Source organism: Pseudomonas sp. E141 (genome assembly GCF_052659885.1).
Genome location: NZ_CP084024.1, coordinates 514,184 through 536,656, shown reverse-complemented (window position 1 = coordinate 536,656; position 22,473 = coordinate 514,184). Strand labels below are relative to the sequence as shown.

Below are 22,473 nucleotides of genomic sequence, written 5' to 3'. Positions count from 1 at the left end.
CTGCGGAGACCGCCATGAACAACCTCATGCCCCACCCGGATCAGCCTGAGCGCAACGTGCTCGCGTCCCTGTCGCTGCCCGGTCGGGTCGGCAAACCGTCGGTGGACGATATCTACCCGCGGATCTTCGACGCCATCCTCGAACAACGCATTGCTCCGGCCAGCCGTTTCACCGAGGAAAGCCTGGGGGATGTGTTCGGTGTCAGTCGCAGCATCATTCGCCGTGTCCTGGCGCGCCTGTCCCACCAGCAAGTGGTGATCCTGCGGCCCAACCATCGGCCCCAGGTGGCGGCACCGGACCTGGAGCAGACCCGGCAAATACTGCATGCCCGGCGCCTGGCCGAACAGACCCTGGTGCGCCTGGCCTGCAAGGCGCCGCAGCCCAAGGACCTGCAGCGCCTACGCGATCTGATAGAGCGCGAGCGCCAGTGCCTGGATCGCGGCGAACGCGGCCCGGCGATTCGCCTGTCCGGCGAGTTTCACCTGCAATTGGCAGCCATGGCCGGGAATGCGCCGTTGGCGCAGTTTCTCGGCAGCCTTGTGCCCTTAACCTCGCTGGCCCTGGCGCGGCATGAGATCAAGTCCCGCAGGCATTGCGCCTGGCAGGAGCATTTGGCGATCGTAGACGCGATGGAACGTGGCAGCGTTGATCAAGCGTTGCAACTGATGAGCGAGCACCTGGACCATCTTGAACAAAAGCTGCTGATGGCCGCAGGCACCGGGACGTCAAAGTAGCGCGGCTTCGAAGCCTGCGCGGATCTTCTCTTCGGGCAACTCGTCGGCGATGAACACAATGACGCTCTCCCGTGCTTCGCCTGGCGCCCATTCGGTATCCCAGTCAAAACCGTACAGTTTGAGTACGCCCTGGAACACCAGTCGACGGGATTCGCCAGCGATGCTCAGTACCCCCTTGTAGCGCAGCAACTGCTTGCCGTGCTCCTCCAGCAACTGGTTCATGAACTCGCTGAGTTTGTCGATATCCAGCGGTTTGTCGGTGCGAAGCACGAGGCTGCTGATGCGGTCCCCGGTGCTTGCCTTGCCCACCGGTCGCAGGCTGAACCCCGCCCCCAGGTCTGCGTTGAGATTGAAGCCGCGGATGTCGAGCAATTCGGCCAGATCGATCTTGCCGTGCTCCACCACCCTGATCGGCGCCCGTCGGTTGATCCGCGTCAGTCGTTCGCCAAGGGCTTGGACATGGGCTGCGTCCACCAGATCGGTCTTGCTCAGCAGCAGACGGTCGGCAAATCCGACCTGGGCCTGGGCAATGGCCTGGGTCAGGTGGATCTCGGCGTGAGCGGCGTCCACCAGGGTCAGGATACCGTCGAGGATGTAGCGCTCGCGCAGGTCCTCATCGATAAAAAATGTCTGGGCCACAGGGGCCGGATCGGCCAGGCCGGTGCATTCGATCACCAGGCGATCAAAGGCAATTTCGCCGCTGTCCAGCCGTTCGAGTAGCAGGTACAGGGCTTTGGTCAGGTCAGTGTGAATGGTGCAGCACACGCAGCCATTGGCCAGAGTCATGACTTGCACCGGCTCATCGCCCAACAGCTGGGTATCGATGCCGGCATCGCTGAATTCATTCTCGATCACGGCGATTTTCAGGCCGTGCTCGGCCTTGAGCAAATGACGCAAAAGCGTGGTCTTGCCGGCGCCGAGAAAGCCGCTGAGGATGGTGACCGGGATGGGAGAGGACAACGTGATTCTCCTGTTGCGAAATTAAAAGAAGCGCACAGAACCCATGTGGAGGCGAGGCAAACTGTTGCGACGCCATCGCGAGCAGGCTCGCTCCCACAAGGGGGTCTGTGGTGTATGCGAACCCAAGGCCACCCCAAAACAACTGTGGGAGCGAGCTTGCTCGCGATGGCGGTGGGTCAGTCAACATCATCGTAACTGACCCGACGCCTTCGCGAGCAAGCCCGCTCCCACAGGGTTACCTCATCAACCTGAAATCAGTTGATCAACAGCACTTGGGTCCCGCCTTGCCACCGTATCGGGCTTCCTGGCGTTCGCGGAAGAACGCCTCGTAGTCCATCAACGGTTTGTCCGGGTGTTTGCTTTGCATATGCTCGACGTAGTTGTCGTAGTCGGGCATGCCGACCATCAGGCGGGCGGCCTGACCGAGGTATTTACCGAGGCGACTCAAGTCATTGAACATCGTTGCAATCCTCGATTCAGGCGTCCGGCACGGCCTGGAAGGGCGCTTCTTTATCCGTGCGTTCCTTGTGACCCCAGGCAGCGATGCCGACCTTGAGCGCGTAGAACAGGATGCTGAAGACCACCAGCAGGAACAACACCGTCAGCGTTGCGTTGGTGTAAGCGTTGTACACCACGTGCTGCATCTGCTCGATGCTCTTGGCCGGGGCCAGGATCTGGCCGGCGGCCAGGGCATCGTTGTATTTGCGCGCCAGGGCCAGGAAGCCGATCGCCGGGTTGGCGTCGAACAGCTTGATCAGGCCCGCCGTGGTGGTGCAGATCAGCAACCAGACCGCCGGCAGCATGGTCACCCAGACGTAGCGCTGGCGCTTCATCTTGATCAGTACCACGGTGCCGAGCATCAGGGCGATACCGGCCAGCATCTGGTTGGAGATGCCGAACAGCGGCCACAAGGTGTTGATGCCGCCCAGCGGATCGATCACGCCCTGGTACAACAGGTAGCCCCACAGCGCCACACAGCCAGCGGTGGCGATCAGGTTGGCGACCCAGGATTCAGTCCGCTTGAGGGCTGGTACGAACGAGCCCAGCAGGTCCTGCAGCATGAAGCGCCCGGCACGGGTGCCGGCGTCTACCGCCGTGAGGATGAACAGCGCCTCGAACAGGATCGCGAAGTGGTACCAGAACGCCATGGTGTTCTCACCCGGCAACACCGAGTGCAGGATCTGCGCGATCCCCACCGCCAGCGTCGGCGCACCGCCGGCACGGGCCAGGATGGTGGTCTCGCCGATGTCATTGGCCACCGCCTGCAGCGCTTCGGGGGTGATTGCAAAGCCCCAACTGCTGACGGTCTGCGCCACGCTCACCACATCACCGCCGACGATCGCCGCCGGGCTGTTCATGGCGAAGTACACACCCGGCTCGATCACCGAAGCGGCGACCATTGCCATGATGGCCACGAACGACTCCATCAGCATGCCGCCGTAACCGATGTAGCGGGCGTTGACTTCGTTATCGAGCATCTTCGGCGTGGTGCCCGAAGAGATCAGCGCGTGGAAACCCGAAACCGCGCCACAGGCGATGGTGATGAACAGGAACGGGAACAATCCGCCCTTCCACACCGGGCCCGTGCCGTCGGTGAACTGGGTCAGTGCCGGCATTTTCAGCTCGGGCATGGTGACCAGGATGCCGATCGCCAGGGCGACGATGGTGCCGATCTTCAAGAAGGTGGACAGGTAGTCGCGCGGCGCCAGGATCAGCCAGATCGGCAACACCGCGGCAACAAAACCGTAGCCGATCAGCATCCAGGTGATTTGCACGCCGGTGAAGGTGAAGGCCTCGGCCCAGACCGGGTCTGCGGCCACTTGCCCGCCGAGCCAGATCGAACCCAGCAGCAACAGCACGCCGATGAGGGAGATTTCACCGATGCGGCCCGGGCGGATGTAGCGCATGTAGATGCCCATGAACATCGCGATCGGGATGGTCGCCATCACCGTGAAGATCCCCCACGGGCTCTCGGCCAGGGCCTTGACCACGATCAGCGCCAGCACCGCGAGGATGATGATCATGATCAGGAAGCAGCCGAACAGCGCGATGGTACCGGGAACGCGGCCCATCTCTTCGCGGACCATGTCGCCCAGGGAGCGACCGTTGCGACGAGTGGACAGGAACAGGACCATGAAGTCCTGCACGGCACCGGCCAGCACCACCCCGGCGATCAGCCAGAGCGTACCGGGCAGGTAGCCCATCTGCGCCGCCAGTACCGGCCCGACCAGCGGCCCCGCACCGGCAATGGCCGCGAAGTGGTGGCCGAACAGGATGTGTTTGTTGGTCGGGACATAGTCCAGGCCATCGTTGTTGAGCACGGCGGGGGTGGCCCGGCGCGCATCGAGTTGCATCACGTTATTGGCGATGAACAGGCTGTAGTAGCGGTAGGCGACCAGGTAGATGGCCACGGCTGCGACGACGATCCAGAGGGCGTTGATCGCCTCTCCCCGACGCAATGCCACGACGCCCAGGGCGCTCGCTCCCAAGACGGCCAGCAGTAGCCAGGGTATGTGGCGCAGCAGGCTATTATTATTTGTCATTTTTATATTCCGGCCAGGGTGGACAAGAAAGACAGCCATCGGAGTTTAGCGCTAACGAGAACAAAGGCCACCCCCGACATTTGTCTGCCCAGCAGCCCAACGGTGACGACGGCGCGCCAGTTGGGTCTATAGTCAATCAATCTCCAGAAAGGAATGCGTAATGAGCGAACGCCGCCGCTTCGTACGAATCGAGTTCCATGCCCGAACCGAGCTGAGTCAGGGCAAGGACGAGGACAAACTGACTTGGCCGGTCGAACTGCTGGACCTGTCTCTCAAGGGCCTGCTGATCAAAAAGCCCGAGCCCTGGCTTGGCAATCCCGAGAAGACTTTCGTAGCCGACATTCACTTGAGCAACGACGTGGAAGTGCAGATGGAGGTTCGGTTGACCCACGACGACCATGGCCATCTGGGCTTTGTCTGCGAGCATATCGACCTGGACTCCATCGCCCATCTGCGCCGGCTGGTGGAGTTGAACCTCGCCGATCAGGCTGAGCTTGAGCGGGAATTGGCGGCGTTGGTACATATTTGAATAACCCTGCACCACGCAGCAGGCCTCGGAGTTATTCGAACAATGCATCCAGCGCCTGTTCCAGGCGAGTCACGGCAATGATCTGCAACCCGGCAGGCGCTTCCTTCGGCGCGTTGCCCTTGGGCACGATGGCGCGTTTGAAACCGTGCTTGGCCGCCTCCTTGAGCCGCTCCTGTCCGCTGGGCACCGGCCGGACTTCCCCCGACAGCCCCACTTCACCGAACACCAGCAGATCATGGGGCAGCGGCCGATTGCGCAAGCTGGACATGACCGCCGCCATCAACGCCAGGTCAGACGCGGTTTCCAATACTTTGACGCCGCCCACCACGTTGAGGAAAACGTCCTGATCGTGGGTGGGAATGCCACCGTGTCGATGCAGGACCGCCAGCAACATGGCGAGCCGATTCTGATCCAGCCCCAAGGTGACCCTACGCGGGTTCGCCAAATGGCTGTCATCCACCAGCGCCTGAACCTCCACCAGCATCGGCCGGGTGCCTTCCCAGGTCGCCATGACCACACTGCCCGGCACTTCTTCCTGGGCGCGCGTGAGAAAAATCGCCGAAGGATTCGAGACTTCTTTCAAGCCTCTGTCGGTCATGCCGAACACACCCAATTCATTGACGGCGCCAAAGCGATTCTTCACTGCCCGCAGCAACCGTAGGCGACCGTCGGACTCACCCTCGAAATACAACACGGTATCCACCATGTGCTCCAGCACCCGCGGGCCAGCCAGCGCGCCTTCCTTGGTGACGTGGCCCACCAGGAAAATCGCCGTACCGCTCTGTTTTGCGTAGCGCACCAGCAACGCCGCGCTTTCACGCACCTGGGACACGCCGCCCGGCGCCGATTGCAGTTGTTCGGTGAAAATCGTCTGGATCGAGTCGATCACCATGACCTTGGGTTTTTCCAGGCGGGCCGTGGCGATGATGGTTTCGATGCACGTCTCGGTCATGACCCGCAGTTGATCCTGGGGCAGCCCCAGACGCCGGGCGCGCATGGCGACTTGCTGCTGGGATTCCTCGCCAGTGACGTACAGCGCCGGCATGCGCGTGGCCAGGTTGCACAAGGTTTGCAACAGGATGGTGGACTTGCCGATGCCCGGGTCCCCGCCAATCAGCACGACCGAACCGTCCACCAGACCACCGCCCAATACGCGGTCCAGCTCGCCGGACGCGGTGGAAAACCGTGGAATTTCCTCGACGCTGACTTCGGCGAGGGTCTTGATTTGCGCCTGCTGACCGGCCCACCCCGTGCGACCGGTGGGGGCTGCGGCACCGCCACTCTCGACCATGGTTTCGGTCAAGGTGTTCCAGGCACCGCACTCACTGCACTGGCCGGCCCATTTGGGAAAGGTCGAGCCGCACTCGGTGCAGCCATACATGCGCTTTGCCTTGGCCATCTGAACTCCGGGATAAAAACCGCGATGATAGCCCACGCGGGGGTCAGCGCGGGGCCGGCATTCTGATTTCACCGTTGGCCAGGTTCGCCGCGGTATTGCCCAGCGGATCCCGGGCCTGCAGGTCCGCCCCTTTGGCCGCCAAGGCGTCGAGCAACTCGACGCGCTTGAACAGGCCGGCGTACATCGCTGCGGTCTGTCCGGCGCCGTTGCGCTGGTCCGGGTTGCAATCGGTGGACAACAAACGGCGCGCGATCTGCACTTGGCCCTTGAAAATGGCGCCCATCAGCGCCGTGTTGCCCCGGTTGTCCTGGGTGCAGGCATCGGCGCCAGCGGCCAGCAGCCGCTCCACCGCCGCGCCATGGCCGTGGTAAGCGGCCAGGATCAGCGCGGTGTAGCCCTTTTCGTCCTGGCGGTTGAGCGAGTAACCGGCCTCGATAAAGGTCTCGAGCATCGGCACGTCGCCCCGGCGGGCGGCGTCGAAGTAATAAGTTTGCAACTGCTCTTGTACAACCACCGGATCGGTGGGCATGGGCTGATCGGCCCATACGCTCAACGACCCGATTGCGAGCATCGAAAACAGGAAGTTACGCAGCATGACGTCTCCTTGGCGCAAGGCTGTAGATGCAGGGCTGTGGGAGCATGGCTTGCCCGCAACGCAGACGACTCGGTCTGGCTTCAGACCGCAGCGCCTGCTTCGCGAGCAAGCTTTGCTCCCACGGGTTATGCACGTGCCAGGCTGTGGATCAGTCGCTGAGTTTTTCCGCCAGCGCCTTGACCCGGGTCAGATCGCCTTTGGCGACACGGGCTACACCGGTGCCGTATTCAGGATCAGCCTTGTAGAGGAACGACAGGATGATGTGCTTGCTCTCCTCATCGGTGGTCGCCAGCGATCCACCGAAGCTTTCGATCAGGTCATTGCGCTCTTTCTGGTTGAACGAGCGGTACAGGTCACCGGCTTGCTTGAAGTTCTGCTCACGCTGGATCTTCGCCTGCTGGGTACTGCCAGTCAGCGCGGTCTGGCTGTAGCGTGCCGTTGGCTGTTCCTGGCGAGGCATCAGGCGGCTCGGCTGATAATTCACGCCGGTGCTAGTGGCGCCCGAATTCATCGCGCCGTCCTGGTTGCCATTGTTGACCGCCACCTTCGGCGCATTGATGGGCAACTGAAGCGCGTTGGGCCCCACTCGATACATTTGCGTATCGGCATAGGAGAACACCCGCCCCTGCAACAGCCGATCTTCCGACGGCTCGATGCCCGGAACAAGATTGGCCGGCGCCATCGCCACCTGCTCGGTTTCCTGGAAAACATTCGCCGGGTTACGGTTCAAAACCATTTGCCCGACTTTGCGCTCAGGCACACCCGGCCAGATTTTTGTCGCATCAAGAGGATCGAAATCAAACGTGGAAAGGTCCTGCGGGTTCAGCACCTGAACGTACAAGTCCCATTTCGGGAAGTCGCCCTTATTAATATGACTCACCAGATCGTTAGTCATATGGCTGTAATCTTGCCCCTGAACTTTCACAACTTCTTTCGGATCGAGGTTTTTCAGCCCCTGCAAACTTTTCCAATGAAACTTTACGTAGTGAACTTCACCCTTTGCATTCACCAACTTGTAGGCATGCACACCGTTACCGTCCATTTCACGATAACTGGCCGGCGTGCCGGAATTGGAATACAACTCGGTCAGCGTGCGCGTTGCTTCGGGCACGTGAGAAAAGAAATCGAAACGGCGGGCGTCATCATCCAAGTTGGTCCGAGGGTCGGGCTTGAAAGCATGGACCATGTCTGGAAACTTGATGGCATCGCGAATGAAGAAGGTCGGGAAGTTGTTACCCACCAGATCCCAGTTACCCTCGGCCGTGTAGAACTTGGTGGCAAAACCACGGGGGTCACGCAGGGTTTCCGGCGAATGGTTGCCGTGCACTACGGCAGAAAAACGCACGAACACCGGCGTGGCCTGGCCAGCGGCGAAGACTTTGGCCTTGGTCAGGTCACTGAGGTCGTCGGTGACTGTAAATGTGCCATGGGCGCCGGTTCCTCGTGCATGCACCACGCGCTCGGGGATGCGCTCGCGGTCGAAGCGCTGGAGTTTCTGGATCAGTTGCACGTCTTGCAACAAGGTCGGCCCGTTAGGACCGGCTGTTTGCGAGTTCTGGTTGTCGCCCACGGCCGCACCGTTATCGCGGGTCAGGGTGGCCGCGTTAACGGACAAGGACAACAGGCTGGCGGTGAGCACAAAAAAAGCACGGCGAGGGGTAAAAGTCCCGCCGCCAAGGGAAATGTTCATAGGCGTTTCCTCTGATGTTATAGAGCGCATCCATGTGCGCCTTGCAGAGGCTAGTGCTCGAAAAAGAAAAACCTAAATAGAAATGCCGCACCGATCCGATAGAAAAATCCTTATAGGGAATCGGCTCGGGACCGCGTATCACGCGCGATTGATGGCACTTTGTAAACTTTTCCCCCTGTCCCGAGTCGATAACTGAAGCTTTGTAAGCAGGCGTTTCGAGCAGGACGCGTTTGGCTGATTTACACTGCCACCATCCACTTCATCTGTCACAAGGAACAACTCATGGGCGTGATTAACGAGTTCAAGGCCTTCGCGGTCAAAGGCAATGTCGTCGACATGGCCGTCGGGATCATTATCGGTGCTGCTTTCGGCAAAATCGTTTCGTCCTTCGTTGGCGACGTCATCATGCCTCCGATCGGCCTTTTGATTGGCGGGGTGGACTTCAGCGACCTGGCCATCACACTCAAGGCGGCACAAGGCGATGCGCCGGCGGTGGTATTGGCCTATGGCAAATTCATTCAAAGCACCATTGACTTCATCATTGTGGCGTTCGCCATTTTCATGGGCGTCAAGGCCATCAACCGCCTCAAGCGCGAAGAAGCCGTTGCTCCCAGCGCGCCACCGGTTCCGACCAAGGAAGAACTGTTGCTGAGCGAAATTCGCGACCTGCTCAAGGCCCAGAACGAGAGGCCCTGACTCACACTTCGCCGCCTGTGGCGTGGGTTTTTATCTCCTCGCCACAGGCGCCTTTTCTACCAATAGTTTTCCACGGCCACCTGACCTGGCCGACGGCTGAGACTCAGTTGCAGGCCCCTGGCCTTGAGCAGCTTGCGCGTGTCATCGATCATCTGCGGATTGCCGCACAACATCACCCGCGAGTGTTCCGGCGTCAGCTCGATGTCAGCCGCCCTTTCCAACTCGCCATTTTCGATCAGTGTCGTGATTCGTCCGCTGAGCGCACCGGGATGCTGTTCACGGGTGACGGTCGCGATGAAACGAAACTTGTGAGCGTAGCCGGCCAGGTAGTCGCGCTGGCTCAACCCTTTGATCAGCTCCTGATATGCCAGCTCCCGTGCCTCGCGGACGCTGTACACCAGGACGATCGTCTCGAATTTTTCCCATGCTTCGAAATCCTGGAGAATCGAGAGGAACGGTGCGACGCCCGTTCCCGTGGACAGCAGCCACAAATCGCGCCCGTCAACGAAACGATCAAGCGTCAGGTAGCCAAAGGCCTGGCGATCAACCAGCAGGCTGTCGCCTGGCTGCAGCCGACTCAGTTCGCTGGTGAACTCGCCGTCCGGTACCACGATGGAAAAAAACTCGAGGAATTCATCGAACGGCGAAGACACCATGGAATATGCCCGCCAAACGATGGTGCCATCCGCTTTAGCGACCCCGAGCCGGGCGAACTGGCCCGCCCGAAAACGAAAACCGCGATCCCGTGTGGTACGCAACGTAAACAAATGAGGTGCCACGGGCTGCACATCGAGCAAGGTTTGACGGGTGAACTTCTCTGAGCTGTCGATCATGAGCCACTCCAACGAGACAAGACTTACAGTGTCCCGCAAAGTGAGCCCCTTCACCACTGACAACGAGTAGTGGCACTTTAGCTACTAATGCCTCCGTCGCCGAGCATATCTTCTACCAGACTTATACAAAACTATCCCAACTGTAAAATCATACTCAAAAAGTTTATTTCTTAAACATTTCAAACTGTAAGCAAATAAAAAAAAGCTCACTGCAATTTAAGAATAGTCCTACACTAAAAATTCGCATCATGGATTGGATCCGCATGGACGAACTCAACCCAGGAGAGAGCGATGGACAAGTGGAAGGACTTGCTGTTGAGGAAGTTATCCTGTGAAAAGGACTTACAGACGGCCTATCGTCTAGTCCTGAATTTCTTTAACAATCAGGGATTTGAATATTGTGCATTCTCAGCCTATCTCGGAAGCCCGGACAAGCATACCAACAAGGTAAACCTGAATAACTACCCTTATGGATGGGACAGACTATATGAACAGAACGGCTATGCATCGAACGACCCACTAGTAGCACATTGCAATCAATCACCGCTTCCAATCTTGTGGGATGAGACTGTTTTTGCTCAGGCCCCCAAGTTGTGGCGAGAACTTAATCGTCAGGGACTCAAGTATGGCTGGACCCAGGCCGTTCATGATGAACAGGGGGCACACTGCAGCCTTTTCAGCCTGGCCCGGACTCATTGCCCCATCGATATCGACGAGCATTACGCAAATCTGGGCTATGCCATTTTCGCCAGTCAAAGATTGCATGCGCTGGCCAGCAAAAAACTGGCTGACGCTGCCGCGACTCCACAAAAATGTCATTTATCACCCAGAGAGATCGAAGTATTGAGGTGGTCGGCCGAAGGCAAGACGGCTTCGGAAGTGGGCAGAATCCTCTGCCTCTCCGAGCGCACCGTGAACTTCCATGTGTGCAGTTGCATGCGAAAGCTGAACGTCAACAACAAAATCTCAGCGGTAGCCAAGGCGGCCCACATCCATGTGATCTGAACCGTGCGGCGCACTTACCAACCTGAAAAAACCCGCGAGTAATGCCTGGAAAAAAAACGTACCATTTACGGCTCCACTTGAATGATGACGCGCCCAGTACGCGACGAAGTTCATTCAGGCGGTCCCGCTGAGACACCTGCCCCGGGGCAGCGGGACATTCGTTGATCTCCAGAGTCCCAGCCATGCCCTTGCTCGACAGTCCCTTCGCCCAACTTGACCTGATCCGCCAACCCGAACAGCAGAACGAGCCGCTGCAAGCCTTTGACGCAGCCGACGAATACCTGCTCGCGTATCTGGCCGAGCAACAGCCGCTCGCCGATACCCGGGTCCTGGTCCTCAATGACGGCTTTGGTGCCCTGGCGGCGAGCCTTGCCGGCAAGGTTGAAGTCATCAGCAGCAGCGACTCGTACCTGGCCTTGCAGGCGCTGGAGAAAAACCTGGTGCGCAACGGCCTGCCCTTTGATGCGGTGCCGACGTTGCCGGCCAGTGAACCGTTGACCGGACCTTTCGACCGCGTCCTGATCAAAGTGCCAAAAACCCTGGCCCTGCTGGAAGAACAGTTGATTCGCCTGCAAGGCCAATTGGCCCCCGGTGCCCAGGTGATTGCTGCTGCGATGGTCAAGCATCTGCCACGGGCCGCCGGTGACCTGCTGGAACGCTACGTTGGCCCGGTGCAGGCCTCGCTGGCAGTGAAAAAAGCTCGCTTGTTGATCGCCACGCCAGAAGCGCTCCAGCCAGAAACCCGAGTGCCGGCCGCATCCCCCTACCCCACGCGCTATTGGCTGGAAGAGCCGAAGATCGAATTGCTCAACCACGCCAACGTGTTCTGTCGCGAAGGCCTGGACATCGGCACCCGGGCATTTCTGCCGCATCTGCCAAAGAACCTGGGCACCGCCCGCGTCGCGGACCTGGGGTGCGGCAACGGTGTACTGGCAATCGCCAGCGCCCTGCAGAATCCCGAGGCCCACTACACCCTGGTGGATGAATCGTACATGGCCGTGCAGTCGGCCGCAGAGAACTGGCGCGCCGCCCTGGGCGAGCGTGAGGTGACCATACGAGCTGGGGATGGTCTGGCCGGGCAAGAGGCGCAGTCATTGGATGTAGTGCTGTGTAATCCGCCTTTCCACCAACAGCAGGTGGTGGGCGACTTCCTCGCCTGGCGGATGTTTCAGCAGGCGCGCGAAGCACTGGTGGTCGGCGGCGCGCTGTACATCGTCGGCAATCGGCACCTGGGCTACCACAGCAAACTGGCGCGGTTGTTCCGGGGGGTCGAACAAGTGGCCGCAACCCCGAAATTCATCATCCTCAAGGCCCGCAAATAATTTGACCCTGCCCGGGAGCGTCAGTGGGTGGTCAGCCCTGCGGCGTTCATGAACATCCGCATCAGGCTGGCGACGATAAACAGCGCCAGCACACTGCCGGCCCAGATCAGCGCCAGCCAGCCAAGTCGCTGCCAGAGCGGCTTCTTTTCAGCCGCTTCGATGTCTTTCAAATCAGGCTTGGCCATTTTCAATGCCTCGCTGGTCAATCAATGGTAGCCGTCGTCATGGGTCACCTTGCCTCGGAACACGTAGTAGCTCCAGAAGGTGTACACCAGGATCAAAGGAATGATGAACAGCGTCCCGACCAGCATGAACCCCTGGCTCTGTGGCGGTGACGCCGCGTCCCAGATGGAGATGGATGGCGGCACGATGTTCGGCCACAAGCTGATGCCCAGACCGCTGTAACCGAGGAAGATCAGCGCCAGCGTCAGAATGAACGGCGTGTAGTTGGCGTTGCGGGCAACGGCGCGAAACAACCCGTACATGGTCACCAGCACCAGGATCGGCACCGGCAGGAACCAGAACAGATTTGGCAGGGTAAACCAGCGCGCCGCGATATCGGCGTGAGCCAGCGGAGTCCAGATACTGACGATACCGATCACCGCCAGCACCCCGAACGCCAGCGGCCTGGCCAGGTTATGCATCTGCTCCTGCAACTTGCCTTCGGTTTTCATGATCAGCCAAGTGCAGCCGAGCAAGGCGTAGGCGACGATCAAGGCCAGGCCACAGAAGACGGTGAACGGTGTGAACCAGTCCAGGGAGCCGCCGGCGAACTGGCGATCGACCACTTCGAATCCATCAATGAACGCCCCCAACGCCACCCCCTGGAAGAAGGTGGCCGTCAGGGAACCGCCGATGAACGCCTTGTCCCACAGATGGCGCTTGTGAGCCTTGGCCTTGAAGCGAAACTCAAAGGCCACGCCGCGGAAAATCAGCCCGATGAGCATCAGGATCAGCGGCAGGTACAGCGCCGAAAGCACCACCGAATAAGCCAGCGGAAACGCCCCGAACAGGCCCGCGCCGCCCAGCACCAGCCAGGTTTCGTTACCGTCCCAGACCGGCGCTACGGTGTTCATCATCACGTCACGATCACGCTCAGCCTTGATGAAGGGGAAAAGAATGCCGATCCCCAGGTCAAAGCCATCCATGATCACGTACATCATGATGCCGAAGATGATGACCACGGCCCAGATCAGCGGAAGATCAATACCCATGACTCAATTCCCCTTGTGCGAGCTGTCGTTATGGTCCACTTCGTCGTCGCCATCATCGGCGGCCGACAATGGACGGGCCGGGGTACGTTTCTGACCCGGGCCACCGTCGGCCGGCTCATCTTCATGGGCTTCCGGCCCTTTGCGCACCAGGCGCATCATGTAGCTCAGCCCCGCACCGAACAGCGCGAAATACACCACAACGAACAGCACAAGCGTGATGCTCATCTGCGCAAAGCTGTGGCCGGACGAAGCATCGGCCGTGCGCATCAGGCCGTAGACCACCCAGGGCTGGCGACCGATTTCGGTGGTGAACCAGCCTGCCAGGATCGCGATCAGGCCGGACGGCCCCATCCACAAGACCATGTGAAGGAACGGTCGGGATTGGTAGAGCCGGTCGTTGCGGCGCAACCAGAGACTGCACAGACCGGTGAAAATCATCAGCAGCCCCAGGCCCACCATGATCCGGAACGACCAGAACACAATGGTCGAATTCGGTCGGTCTTCAGGCGGAAACTCCTTGAGGGCCGGCACCTGCTTGTCCAGGCTATGGGTCAGGATCAGGCTGCCCAGGTAGGGGATTTCCACGGCGAACCGGGTCTTTTCCGCCTGCATGTCCGGCCAGCCAAACAGGATCAGCGGGGTAGGCTCATTGCCGACGTTTTCCCAGTGACCTTCGATGGCCGCGATCTTGGCCGGTTGATGCTTGAGGGTGTTGAGGCCATGGAAGTCACCAATGACGGCCTGGATCGGCGCCACCAGCAACGCCATCCACATCGCCATCGAGAGCATGCGGCGAATGGCCGGGGTATCCCGACCGCGCAACAAGTGCCAGGCCGCCGACGAACCGACGAAAAACGCCGTGGCGACAAACGCTGCCGTGGACATGTGCAACAGCCGATAGGGGAACGAGGGGTTGAACACCACCGCCAGCCAGTCCACCGGGATGACCCGGCCATCGATGATTTCGTAGCCCTGGGGAGTCTGCATCCAGCTGTTGGAGGACAGGATCCAGAACGTCGAGATCAGCGTGCCGATCGCTACCATGACTGTGGAAAAGAAATGCAGACCGCGCCCGACGCGGTTCCAACCGAACAGCATCACCCCCAGGAACCCGGCTTCGAGGAAGAACGCCGTGAGCACCTCGTAAGTCAGCAGCGGCCCGGTGACCGCGCCGGCAAAGTCAGAGAAACGGCTCCAGTTGGTGCCGAACTGATAGGCCATGACCAAACCGGATACCACACCCATGCCGAAGTTGACGGCAAAGATCTTCGACCAGAAGTGGTACAGGTCGCGGTAGGTGTCGTCGCGGGTCTTGAGCCACAAGCCCTCGAGTACCGCCAGGTAACTCGCCAGGCCGATGGTGATGGCCGGGAACAGGATATGGAACGAGATGGTGAACGCGAACTGGATTCGGGCGAGATCGAGCGCCTCCAAACCGAACATAAGTCTTCCTCTGTCAGGTAAAACCGGCTGCGGGCGGGGCTTGCATCGCAACCTCCAGGGATATGGAGTGCGATGCTTTTCAAATCGTTCTTTTTTTAAACCGTCACAACGCAGGAACGTGGCCGGATGGCCGCCAGCCCAAGCCCCCGAAGGGTATTGACCTGGATCAAGCAATGCTCAAAGAGTAGTCGCATTATGGCCGCCGGACGGCGTGGTCTTTTGTCGCGTGACAGGTTGTCTCAGTGCTGCAATCCTGCTCTAAGCCAAGATTTCTTGAATCTTGAGGAGTGCACTGTTGTGGCGAGGGGATTTATCCCCGCTCGAGTACGCAGCGCTCGCAAAAGCTTGGGGCCGCTTCGCACCCCAGCGGGGATAAATCCCCTCGCCACAAAAAAAGCGTGCCATGTGAAAAGTAGATGCTTGGCTAACTATTTTTCCAGCAACCGCAACCTCCAGTTACAACTCGGTGATAATCTCGATGCCCTCATCACCGGACCCGTCATAGATGCCCAGCCAAGCGCCATTGCTGCTCCGCCACCACCGCCCCTTCATCGCCTTCTGGCTGGCCCGGATTTTCACCGCCAGTGGCTTCCAGATGCTCACCGTGGCCATCGGCTGGAACCTCTATCAACTGACCGGCAACGTATTGGACCTGGGTCTTGTAGGGTTGGTGGAGTTTGCTCCGCGTGTGCTGTTCATGCTGCACACCGGGCATGTGGCCGACCGCTATGATCGCCGCAAGGTCGCGGCGATCTGCCAGTCGTTGCAGGCGATGATTGCCCTGGCGCTGGTCATCGGCAGCGCCACCGATAACGTCACCCGGGAGATGATCTTCATCCTCGCCTTCCTGCTGGGCGCCGCCCGCTCCTTTGAGATGCCGACCACCCAAGCGCTGCTGCCGAGCATCGTGCCGGCCGCGCTGTTTCCCCGCGCCGTGGCCGCCGCGCAGTCGGCCCAGCAGTCCGCGACCATCGTCGCCCCGGCACTGGGCGGTCTGCTCTATGCCTTTGGCAGCGTCTGGGTCTATGGGCCGACCGTGTTGCTCTACGTCATCGCCTGCTGCCTGATGCTCAACCTGCCCGCCCGCCAGACGCCACTGAACAAAGGCAAGGCAACCATGGATTCGTTGCTGGCCGGGATTCGCTTCATCCGCAGCCGCCCGGACATTCTCGGGGCGATTTCCCTGGACCTGTTTGCGGTACTGCTGGGCGGCGCGACCGCGCTCTTGCCGGTGTTCGCCAAGGATATTCTGCTTACCGGTCCCTGGGGCCTGGGCCTGCTGCGGTCGGCTCCGGCGGTGGGGGCCTTGCTGATGTCGCTATGGCTGGCGCGGTTTGCCGTGGAGCGCAAGGTCGGTCGGGTGATGTTCACCGCCGTGGGCGTGTTCGGCGTCGCCACCATTGCCTTCGGCCTCTCCACTTCGTTCTGGTTTTCCCTGGCGGTGCTGGTGGTGCTAGGCGCGGCGGACATGATCAGCATGGTGATCCGCGCCTCCTTCGTGCAGTTGGAAACGCCAGACGAAATGCGCGGCCGGGTCAGCGCCGTGAACGGGCTGTTCATCGGCGCCTCGAACCAGTTGGGCGAGTTCGAGTCCGGCCTGACCGCCCACTGGTTCGGCACCGTGCCGGCGGTGGTCATGGGCGGTGTCGGCACACTGCTGGTGACCGGGGTCTGGATCAAACTGTTCCCGACCCTGGCCAACCGTGACCGGATGCACGAACCGGTGGACGCTGCGAAAACCTAAAGCAATTTATCCAGCGTGATGGGAAAGTCCCGGACCCGTTTGCCGGTGGCGTGATAAATCGCATTGGCCACGGCCGCCGCCACACCAACGATGCCAATCTCACCGACGCCCTTGGAGCCGAGGGCATTGACGATCTCGTCGTGCTCGTCGACAAAAACCACGTCAATGTCCCCGATGTCGGCGTTCACCGGCACATGGTATTCCGCCAGGCTGTGATTCATGTGTCGGCCCAACGCATGGTCAGTCAAGGTTTCTTCGTGCAAGGCCATGCCGACGCCCCAGACCACGCCGCCGAGGATCTGGCTGCGCGCGGTTTTCGGGTTGATCACCCGTCCGGCGGCGATGGCGCTGACCACCCGATTGACCTTCACCGTGCCCAAGTCCTCATCCACCAGCACTTCGACAAACACCGCCGAATGCGTGGCCGTGGCGTAGGCTTGGCGTTTTTCCTCCGGCTCGGCAGTGACCTGAACCTGCAAGGGCGTCTCGCCGCTTTTTTGCGCCAACTCTGCCAACGAGACACAGGCCTCGCCCAGCCGTAGCTGACCGTCGGCAAACGTCACTTGCTCAAGGGTCGCGCCAGCAAAGGCCGGACAGGTCTGCCGCGCCACAGCCAGGAGTTTTTCCTTCAGGGCTTCACAGGCCTGCTGCACAGCGGTGCCCACCGACGAGACGGTGAACGAACCGCCCTGCAGCGGCGCAGTCGGCAGCGACGAATCACCGAGGACAAAGGTGACGTTTTCCAGGGAAACCCCTGACGCTTGGGCGGCGATCTGGGTCATGACTGTGTAGGTGCCAGTACCGATGTCAGTGGTGGCACTGCTGACGGTCAACTGACCGTTGGCATCCAGCGAGGCCCGAGCGCTGGCCTTCTGCTGCATGGCCTCCCACACACCGCCCGCCATGCCCCAACCGACCAACTGCCGACCTTCACGCATGCTGCGCGGTTCCGGGTTGCGCTTGTCCCAGCCAAAACGACGGGCACCTTGGGCGTAGCACTCACGCAACTCCTTGCTGGAATATGGCTTGTCTTCGTTCTCGTTACGCTCGGCATAGTTGAGCAACCGCAGCTGGATCGGATCGATCGCCAGGGCACAGGCCAGTTCATCCATGGCGCACTCCAGGCCGATCAGCCCCAAGGCAGCGCCGGGGGCGCGCATGTCCAGCGGCGTATAGACGTCCAACGGCACCAGTTTGTAGGTCAATTCAACGTTGTCGCAGTGATAGAGCATGCCGCTCCACTCCACCACATGCTCGGTGAAATCTTCAAAGCGCGAGGTCTGGCCGATGGCGGTATGCGCCACCGCCAACAGTCGCCCGTTGGCCGCAGCCCCCAGTTGCAGGCGCTGAAAGGTCCGTGGTCGATAGCCAAAGGTAAACATCTGCTGGCGCGTCAGACTGACCCGCACCGAGCGTTTGAGCGTCAGCGCTGCCATCACCGCCAGGGGCAGTTGGTACTGTGGCCGCAGCCCGGAACCGAAGGCGCCGCCCACATAGGCGGCAAACACTCGCACCTGCTCTTTCTCAAGCCCGAAGACCTTTTGCACATAGGCCTGGCAGTTTTGCGTGCCTTGGGTCTTGTCGTGGATGTGCAGGCTGCCGTCAGGCTGATACAGCACGGTGGAGGCATGAGGCTCCATCGGGTTGTGGTGTTCGATCGGTGTGCTGTAGGACACGTCCACACTGAGGGCCGAACTGGCGTACTCGCCCTGAAAATTCCCACGGGGCTTGGGCAATTCTGCCGGCGCCGGATGGGCTTCGTTTTGCAGGATTGCCAGATCGGTCTGATGGTCCTGGGCTTCATATTCGATTTCAATAAGCGAACCGGCGTAGCGGGCCAGCTCGAGGTTTTCAGCGACCACCAAGGCCAACGGCTGGCCGCTGTAGAGTACCTGATCGTTGTACAGCGGTCGGAACGGCGAACCCTCTGCCGCATCGGCGTCCTCGTAAGGCTCGTCGTAGCTGGCGATCCTGGGACGGTTGGTGTGGTCGATCACCGTGACCACCCCGGGCAACGCCAACGCTCGGGTGGCATCGATGCGCAGCACGCGGCCACGGGCGATGCTGCTGGAGACGACGCTGCCGTGCAGCAAACCGTCCTCGGGGTATTCGCCGGCATATCGGGCCTGGCCGGTGACCTTGAGCAGGCCATCGACCCGGTCAAGTGGTTGCCCTATGGATTTGCTCGAAGCATTCATCAGGCTTGTCCTCCCACCAGTGCGGCATCGCTCAAGGCGCGGACCACCGCCCGGCGCGCCAGTCTGACCTTGAAACCGTTATGTTCCAGCGGCTCGGCGTTTTGCAACAGCGCGTCAGCGGCAGCAGTGAAGGTTTCGCGGCTGACGGTCTGGCCGGTCAGCCAGCTCTCCACGGCCCGGTCGCGCCAGGGTTTGTGGGCCACGCCGCCGAGGGCCAGGCGCGCCTGGCGGATCACCGGCCCGTCCAGCTCGAGCGCCGCCGCTACCGAAACCAGCGCAAAGGCGTAGGAGGCCCGGTCCCGAATTTTCAAGTAATGGCTGTGTTCAGCGAAACCGGCGGCAGGCAACTCAATGGCGGTGATCAGTTCATCATCGGCCAGTTGGTTGTCCCGTTCCGGGGCATCGCCGGGCAGACGGTGAAAGTCAGCGAACTCGATGGTCCGTGCCCCGCCCCGACCGATAACATGCACCACGGCCTCCAAGGCAGCCAGTGCCACGCACATGTCGGAAGGGTGCGTGGCGACACATTGATCACTGGCGCCGAATATCGCGTGCATACGGTTCAAGCCGTCCCGAGCCGGACAGCCGCTGCCTGGCCGTCGCTTGTTGCACGGCACGTTGGCGTCATAGAAGTAATAACAGCGGGTGCGTTGCAGGAGGTTACCGCCGGTGCTGGCCATGTTGCGCAACTGCGGCGAGGCGCCCGCCAGGATTGCCTGGGAGAGCAGCGGATAGCGGCGCTGGATCCAGGGATGCCAAGCCAGATCGGCATTGCTCACCAACGCGCCGATCATCACCCCGCCGGAAGGGGTTTCGCTGAGGTCCGCCAGGGGCAACCCGGTAATGTCGATCAGGTGCTCGGGGCGGGTGAGGTTTTCTTTCATCAGGTCCAGCAGGTTGGTGCCACCGGCAATGAAGCGTGAAACCGGGCTCGACAAGTCGACGGCGGCCTGCACAGTGTCGGGCTTGCTGTATTGGAAAGGGTTCATTGATCACCTCCCTGCTGGCAGACCGGCAATGCCTCTTCGATAGCGTCACGAATGTTGTTGTAGGCGCCGCACCGGCAGAGATTGCCGCTCATCAGTTCGCTGATCTGCGCCCCAGTCTGTGCCCGGCCTTCATTGGCCAATCCCACCGCGGAACAGATCTGCCCAGGCGTGCAGTAACCGCACTGGAAGGCGTCGTGCTTGATGAAAGCCTGCTGCATGGGATGCAACTGATCACCGTTGGCCAACCCCTCGATGGTGGTCAGCTCAGCGCCATCGCACATCACCGCCAGGGTCAGGCAGGCGTTGATCCGCTTGCCATCGCGCAGCACCGTACAGGCACCACATTGACCGTGGTCGCAGCCTTTCTTGCTGCCCACCAGATCCAGTTGCTCACGCAGCAGGTCCAGCAGCGTGGTCCAGGGCAGCACGTGCAGTTCGCGCGCCTGACCATTGAGCGTCAGGCGGATCGGATGGCGGACGAAGGACGCCGGTGTCGCTTCGGACAGGGTCGCGCTCATAAACACCTCACGGTTGGTCGTACACTCGCGGCGTTTTCGCAAACCGCCGTCATAAGGGGTACGACTTCGGGGTGGGGTGAGCGTTCAAGGCAATTTCGACGCGCCGAAAAAGCCTTGGCCATCGCAGGACACACAGATTTGCCTGGCATGTGCGGTATATATGTACCGCACCGAGTGTAATGTATCGCCTTACACTCGATTCCATGATTAAATCCTTCCGACACAAAGGCCTCAGGATCTTCTATGAAACGGGTTCGACCCGTGGAATCCGGGCTGACCATGGAAACCGCCTGGCTCGCATGCTCCAGTTCATGGACCGGGCGCAGTCGCCTGACGACTTGGATATCCCCGGATGGCGACTGCATCCACTCAGAGGTGAGCTGGTTGAATACTGGTCGCTGAGTGTTTCGGGAAACTGGCGGATTATTTTTCGTTTTAGCGGATCGGATATCGAACTGGTCGATTATCTGGACTACCACTGACAGGAGGCTGGAACATGCCCATGCACAATCCGCCACACCCTGGCGAAACGCTACTGATGGATGTGTTGCCCGAACTGGGCATCACAGTCACCGAGCTGGCGCGGCATTTGGGCTTCGCCCGACCGCATCTCTCTCGGGTATTGCACGGCCATGCCCCCGTCAGCCCCGATCTGGCGGTGCGCCTGGAACGGGCCGGGATCGGCAAGGCCAGGGTCTGGCTGGGTGTTCAGACGGACTATGATCTGTGGCAAGCCGAGCAGCGTGAACAACCTTTGATCGAACGCTTACCTCACCACGCCTGATGCCTGTCAGGCCAGCAACTCCGCCGCCACCACGCCCCTCACGCCCTTGCCACAGAGCTGTTCCACCAGCGTCAAGGCAAACGCCAGGGCGGCAGCCGAGCCTTGGGCGGTGATGCAGTTGCCGTCCACCACCACCGGCTGATCGACAAAATTGCAACCGGACAGTTGCTGGCTCACGGCGGGCAGGCAGGTCATGCGGCGCTGGCGCAGTACGCCGAACGCCTGCAAGGCAAGGGCCGGGGCTTCGGCGATGGCGGCGAAGAAACGTCCAGTGGCGGCCTGGTCCTTGATCAGTTGTCGCAGTGGCTGATGGGCCGCCAGGTGTTGGGCGCCGATGATGCCGCCGGGCAGGACGATCAGATCAAAGTCCTGTGCCAACAAGTCCACCAGCATACCGTCGGCGGTCAGGCGCGTGCCGCGGGCACAGGTGAGCATCCGCCGCCCTTCGATACTTGCCACCACCACTTCGACCTGAGCTCGACGCAGCACGTCGATCAGCGTAACGGTCTGCAAGTCGTCGACACCCTCGGCGACGGCTATCAGGGCTCGGGGGATCTTGGTTCCAGGCATCATCGGTGTTCTCCGCTGGGTGGTTTATGAAGCCTAGTCAGGTTTGCCGGGCCGCGTGCGGCTTGTCAGGCTGGAAGGTCATTTGATGTACAGCTGGGTCGACATCCGGTTGCCTGGTGCGTTGATCGACTGGTTGCTGAAGCTGAAGGTGCCTTCCTGCTTGCCCTTCAGATCGAAGACATACAAATAGCCAACCGTTTTGCTCCGCACGGAACAATCATTCAGGTTGCCATTGCTGAACGCACAGACCGGCGAGCGGGTGCCATCGACTTCAAAGCCGTCCAGCGTGACGTGAGGCTGACGGCCATACCCCACCTCCAGCACATAGACCTTGATACTCGGGCCGCTGTGATTGCAACGGGTCTGCTCTTGCCCTTGGGCGATGTCCTCGAAGCCGCAGGCGGGCGACTCGACCTTGAGCACCTTGACCTCGCTCAGGGGCGGCGCCGAAGCGGCATTGACGGCCTGCCCGGGTAACCCCAGGCCCAGCGCACACCCCCATGCGACCAATAGGTGTTTTTTCATACGATGCATAAAGACCTCCCGGAACCGCGCGCAGTATGGCCGACTTGGCGCTTGGGCAAAACATCGACGACGATCGCAGCCACAGCGCCACGCTGCTGGTATGATGCGCGGCTTTTTCCGACCCACAGAAAATTCCCGAGCGCCCCTGGCGGTCTGTGCTTTGCTGTTGAGGTCGATACATT

The 22,473-nt window shown here is 60.6% G+C and carries 23 protein-coding genes; 8 read left to right on the top strand and 15 right to left on the bottom strand.

Annotation, left to right across the window (positions count from 1 at the left end; all coding sequences use genetic code 11):
- Window positions 1-14: 14 nt before the first annotated feature.
- Window positions 15-734 carry a GntR family transcriptional regulator gene (locus GKKCFE_RS02300; RefSeq protein ID WP_339492659.1) on the top strand — a complete coding sequence of 240 codons (720 nt, stop codon included), beginning with the start codon at window positions 15-17 and terminating at the stop codon, window positions 732-734.
- Here the strand turns inward: GKKCFE_RS02300 and yjiA are convergent.
- The 3 genes from yjiA to GKKCFE_RS02285 form a co-directional block, all read right to left on the bottom strand.
- The gene (yjiA, locus tag GKKCFE_RS02295; RefSeq protein WP_047230146.1) at window positions 726-1,694 is read right to left on the bottom strand and encodes a GTPase; all 969 of its coding nucleotides are present in this window, start codon (window positions 1,692-1,694) and stop codon (window positions 726-728) included. The genes GKKCFE_RS02300 and yjiA overlap by 9 nt on opposite strands.
- A gap of 262 nt (window positions 1,695-1,956) precedes the next feature.
- Complete coding sequence (locus tag GKKCFE_RS02290; protein ID WP_047230563.1) at window positions 1,957-2,154, bottom strand: YbdD/YjiX family protein; 198 nt, start codon at window positions 2,152-2,154, stop codon at window positions 1,957-1,959.
- A 16-nt stretch (window positions 2,155-2,170) separates the two neighbouring features.
- Window positions 2,171-4,237 carry a carbon starvation CstA family protein gene (locus tag GKKCFE_RS02285; RefSeq protein ID WP_076386404.1) on the bottom strand — a complete coding sequence of 689 codons (2,067 nt, stop codon included), beginning with the start codon at window positions 4,235-4,237 and terminating at the stop codon, window positions 2,171-2,173.
- A 160-nt stretch (window positions 4,238-4,397) separates the two neighbouring features.
- On the opposite strand from GKKCFE_RS02285, the gene GKKCFE_RS02280 reads away from it, so the two are divergent.
- A complete protein-coding gene (locus GKKCFE_RS02280) occupies window positions 4,398-4,766 on the top strand; it encodes a PilZ domain-containing protein (RefSeq protein WP_107322961.1) in 369 nt (122 codons plus the stop codon).
- Window positions 4,767-4,797: 31 nt separating this feature from the next.
- Here the strand turns inward: GKKCFE_RS02280 and radA are convergent, their stop codons facing one another.
- From radA to katB, 3 genes are all read right to left on the bottom strand, one after another.
- Window positions 4,798-6,165, bottom strand: a complete 1,368-nt coding sequence (gene radA / locus GKKCFE_RS02275) for a DNA repair protein RadA (protein WP_030140305.1) — start codon at window positions 6,163-6,165, stop codon at window positions 4,798-4,800.
- A gap of 43 nt (window positions 6,166-6,208) precedes the next feature.
- Entirely contained in the window at window positions 6,209-6,760 is a 552-nt protein-coding gene (locus GKKCFE_RS02270) for an ankyrin repeat domain-containing protein (RefSeq protein ID WP_445577446.1), read from the bottom strand.
- Between the two features lie 148 nt (window positions 6,761-6,908).
- Window positions 6,909-8,450, bottom strand: coding sequence for a catalase KatB (gene katB / locus GKKCFE_RS02265; protein ID WP_047229581.1), 1,542 nt, complete (start codon window positions 8,448-8,450; stop codon window positions 6,909-6,911).
- A 282-nt stretch (window positions 8,451-8,732) separates the two neighbouring features.
- Between katB and mscL the strand changes: the two genes are divergently transcribed.
- Entirely contained in the window at window positions 8,733-9,146 is a 414-nt protein-coding gene (mscL, locus tag GKKCFE_RS02260) for a large-conductance mechanosensitive channel protein MscL (RefSeq protein ID WP_047229580.1), read from the top strand.
- A gap of 56 nt (window positions 9,147-9,202) precedes the next feature.
- On the opposite strand, the gene GKKCFE_RS02255 is transcribed toward mscL, so the two are convergent.
- Entirely contained in the window at window positions 9,203-9,979 is a 777-nt protein-coding gene (locus tag GKKCFE_RS02255) for a ferredoxin--NADP reductase (protein WP_047229579.1), read from the bottom strand.
- A 291-nt stretch (window positions 9,980-10,270) separates the two neighbouring features.
- Between GKKCFE_RS02255 and GKKCFE_RS02250 the strand changes: the two genes are divergently transcribed.
- Both GKKCFE_RS02250 and GKKCFE_RS02245 read left to right on the top strand, forming a co-directional pair.
- Window positions 10,271-10,984, top strand: coding sequence for an autoinducer binding domain-containing protein (locus GKKCFE_RS02250; RefSeq protein WP_047229578.1), 714 nt, complete (start codon window positions 10,271-10,273; stop codon window positions 10,982-10,984).
- Window positions 10,985-11,166: 182 nt separating this feature from the next.
- The gene (locus tag GKKCFE_RS02245) at window positions 11,167-12,306 is read left to right on the top strand and encodes a class I SAM-dependent methyltransferase (RefSeq protein ID WP_316912578.1); all 1,140 of its coding nucleotides are present in this window, start codon (window positions 11,167-11,169) and stop codon (window positions 12,304-12,306) included.
- 20 nt (window positions 12,307-12,326) lie between these two features.
- On the opposite strand, the gene GKKCFE_RS02240 is transcribed toward GKKCFE_RS02245, so the two are convergent.
- Genes GKKCFE_RS02240 through GKKCFE_RS02230 form a run of 3 tightly spaced genes read right to left on the bottom strand, consistent with a single transcriptional unit; the run spans window position 12,327 to window position 14,963 of the window.
- Complete coding sequence (locus GKKCFE_RS02240; protein WP_076386412.1) at window positions 12,327-12,491, bottom strand: DUF2474 domain-containing protein; 165 nt, start codon at window positions 12,489-12,491, stop codon at window positions 12,327-12,329.
- Between the two features lie 21 nt (window positions 12,492-12,512).
- A complete protein-coding gene (cydB, locus tag GKKCFE_RS02235) occupies window positions 12,513-13,520 on the bottom strand; it encodes a cytochrome d ubiquinol oxidase subunit II (protein WP_047229576.1) in 1,008 nt (335 codons plus the stop codon).
- Between the two features lie 3 nt (window positions 13,521-13,523).
- Window positions 13,524-14,963: a cytochrome ubiquinol oxidase subunit I gene (locus GKKCFE_RS02230; RefSeq protein ID WP_047229575.1), complete on the bottom strand. Its 1,440-nt coding sequence runs from the start codon at window positions 14,961-14,963 to the stop codon at window positions 13,524-13,526.
- 505 nt (window positions 14,964-15,468) lie between these two features.
- On the opposite strand from GKKCFE_RS02230, the gene GKKCFE_RS02225 reads away from it, so the two are divergent.
- Window positions 15,469-16,707, top strand: coding sequence for an MFS transporter (locus GKKCFE_RS02225; protein WP_047229574.1), 1,239 nt, complete (start codon window positions 15,469-15,471; stop codon window positions 16,705-16,707).
- Here GKKCFE_RS02225 and GKKCFE_RS02220 read toward each other — a convergent pair.
- The 3 genes from GKKCFE_RS02220 to GKKCFE_RS02210 are packed head-to-tail and all read right to left on the bottom strand — an operon-like array spanning window position 16,704 to window position 20,412.
- Window positions 16,704-18,905 carry a xanthine dehydrogenase family protein molybdopterin-binding subunit gene (locus GKKCFE_RS02220; protein WP_445577445.1) on the bottom strand — a complete coding sequence of 734 codons (2,202 nt, stop codon included), beginning with the start codon at window positions 18,903-18,905 and terminating at the stop codon, window positions 16,704-16,706. The genes GKKCFE_RS02225 and GKKCFE_RS02220 overlap by 4 nt on opposite strands.
- On the bottom strand, window positions 18,905-19,894 hold the full coding sequence (locus tag GKKCFE_RS02215) for an FAD binding domain-containing protein (RefSeq protein WP_047229572.1): 990 nt from the start codon (window positions 19,892-19,894) through the stop codon (window positions 18,905-18,907). Before GKKCFE_RS02215 ends, GKKCFE_RS02220 begins: the two co-directional genes overlap by 1 nt.
- Window positions 19,891-20,412, bottom strand: coding sequence for a (2Fe-2S)-binding protein (locus GKKCFE_RS02210; RefSeq protein WP_445577444.1), 522 nt, complete (start codon window positions 20,410-20,412; stop codon window positions 19,891-19,893). The genes GKKCFE_RS02215 and GKKCFE_RS02210 overlap by 4 nt, the downstream gene beginning before the upstream one ends.
- A gap of 203 nt (window positions 20,413-20,615) precedes the next feature.
- Between GKKCFE_RS02210 and GKKCFE_RS02205 the strand changes: the two genes are divergently transcribed.
- Window positions 20,616-20,894 carry a type II toxin-antitoxin system RelE/ParE family toxin gene (locus tag GKKCFE_RS02205; protein WP_188252417.1) on the top strand — a complete coding sequence of 93 codons (279 nt, stop codon included), beginning with the start codon at window positions 20,616-20,618 and terminating at the stop codon, window positions 20,892-20,894.
- Between the two features lie 14 nt (window positions 20,895-20,908).
- Window positions 20,909-21,196 carry a HigA family addiction module antitoxin gene (locus tag GKKCFE_RS02200; RefSeq protein ID WP_139051201.1) on the top strand — a complete coding sequence of 96 codons (288 nt, stop codon included), beginning with the start codon at window positions 20,909-20,911 and terminating at the stop codon, window positions 21,194-21,196.
- A 6-nt stretch (window positions 21,197-21,202) separates the two neighbouring features.
- Here the strand turns inward: GKKCFE_RS02200 and GKKCFE_RS02195 are convergent, their stop codons facing one another.
- Both GKKCFE_RS02195 and GKKCFE_RS02190 read right to left on the bottom strand, forming a co-directional pair.
- On the bottom strand, window positions 21,203-21,769 hold the full coding sequence (locus tag GKKCFE_RS02195) for a DJ-1 family glyoxalase III (RefSeq protein ID WP_047229570.1): 567 nt from the start codon (window positions 21,767-21,769) through the stop codon (window positions 21,203-21,205).
- A 75-nt stretch (window positions 21,770-21,844) separates the two neighbouring features.
- Complete coding sequence (locus GKKCFE_RS02190) at window positions 21,845-22,300, bottom strand: DUF4879 domain-containing protein (RefSeq protein ID WP_076386416.1); 456 nt, start codon at window positions 22,298-22,300, stop codon at window positions 21,845-21,847.
- Window positions 22,301-22,473: the final 173 nt, after the last annotated feature.

Coding starts and splice junctions, on each gene's coding strand:
- GKKCFE_RS02300 (WP_339492659.1), top strand. CDS start 15: ATGAACAACCTCATGCCCCACCCGGATCAGCCTGAGCGCAACGTGCTC.
- GKKCFE_RS02290 (WP_047230563.1), bottom strand. CDS start 2,154: ATGTTCAATGACTTGAGTCGCCTCGGTAAATACCTCGGTCAGGCCGCC.
- GKKCFE_RS02285 (WP_076386404.1), bottom strand. CDS start 4,237: ATGACAAATAATAATAGCCTGCTGCGCCACATACCCTGGCTACTGCTG.
- GKKCFE_RS02280 (WP_107322961.1), top strand. CDS start 4,398: ATGAGCGAACGCCGCCGCTTCGTACGAATCGAGTTCCATGCCCGAACC.
- radA (WP_030140305.1), bottom strand. CDS start 6,165: ATGGCCAAGGCAAAGCGCATGTATGGCTGCACCGAGTGCGGCTCGACC.
- GKKCFE_RS02270 (WP_445577446.1), bottom strand. CDS start 6,760: ATGCTGCGTAACTTCCTGTTTTCGATGCTCGCAATCGGGTCGTTGAGC.
- katB (WP_047229581.1), bottom strand. CDS start 8,450: ATGAACATTTCCCTTGGCGGCGGGACTTTTACCCCTCGCCGTGCTTTT.
- mscL (WP_047229580.1), top strand. CDS start 8,733: ATGGGCGTGATTAACGAGTTCAAGGCCTTCGCGGTCAAAGGCAATGTC.
- GKKCFE_RS02255 (WP_047229579.1), bottom strand. CDS start 9,979: ATGATCGACAGCTCAGAGAAGTTCACCCGTCAAACCTTGCTCGATGTG.
- GKKCFE_RS02250 (WP_047229578.1), top strand. CDS start 10,271: ATGGACAAGTGGAAGGACTTGCTGTTGAGGAAGTTATCCTGTGAAAAG.
- GKKCFE_RS02245 (WP_316912578.1), top strand. CDS start 11,167: ATGCCCTTGCTCGACAGTCCCTTCGCCCAACTTGACCTGATCCGCCAA.
- GKKCFE_RS02240 (WP_076386412.1), bottom strand. CDS start 12,491: ATGGCCAAGCCTGATTTGAAAGACATCGAAGCGGCTGAAAAGAAGCCG.
- cydB (WP_047229576.1), bottom strand. CDS start 13,520: ATGGGTATTGATCTTCCGCTGATCTGGGCCGTGGTCATCATCTTCGGC.
- GKKCFE_RS02230 (WP_047229575.1), bottom strand. CDS start 14,963: ATGTTCGGTTTGGAGGCGCTCGATCTCGCCCGAATCCAGTTCGCGTTC.
- GKKCFE_RS02225 (WP_047229574.1), top strand. CDS start 15,469: ATGCCCAGCCAAGCGCCATTGCTGCTCCGCCACCACCGCCCCTTCATC.
- GKKCFE_RS02220 (WP_445577445.1), bottom strand. CDS start 18,905: ATGAATGCTTCGAGCAAATCCATAGGGCAACCACTTGACCGGGTCGAT.
- GKKCFE_RS02215 (WP_047229572.1), bottom strand. CDS start 19,894: ATGAACCCTTTCCAATACAGCAAGCCCGACACTGTGCAGGCCGCCGTC.
- GKKCFE_RS02210 (WP_445577444.1), bottom strand. CDS start 20,412: ATGAGCGCGACCCTGTCCGAAGCGACACCGGCGTCCTTCGTCCGCCAT.
- GKKCFE_RS02205 (WP_188252417.1), top strand. CDS start 20,616: ATGATTAAATCCTTCCGACACAAAGGCCTCAGGATCTTCTATGAAACG.
- GKKCFE_RS02200 (WP_139051201.1), top strand. CDS start 20,909: ATGCCCATGCACAATCCGCCACACCCTGGCGAAACGCTACTGATGGAT.
- GKKCFE_RS02195 (WP_047229570.1), bottom strand. CDS start 21,769: ATGATGCCTGGAACCAAGATCCCCCGAGCCCTGATAGCCGTCGCCGAG.
- GKKCFE_RS02190 (WP_076386416.1), bottom strand. CDS start 22,300: ATGCATCGTATGAAAAAACACCTATTGGTCGCATGGGGGTGTGCGCTG.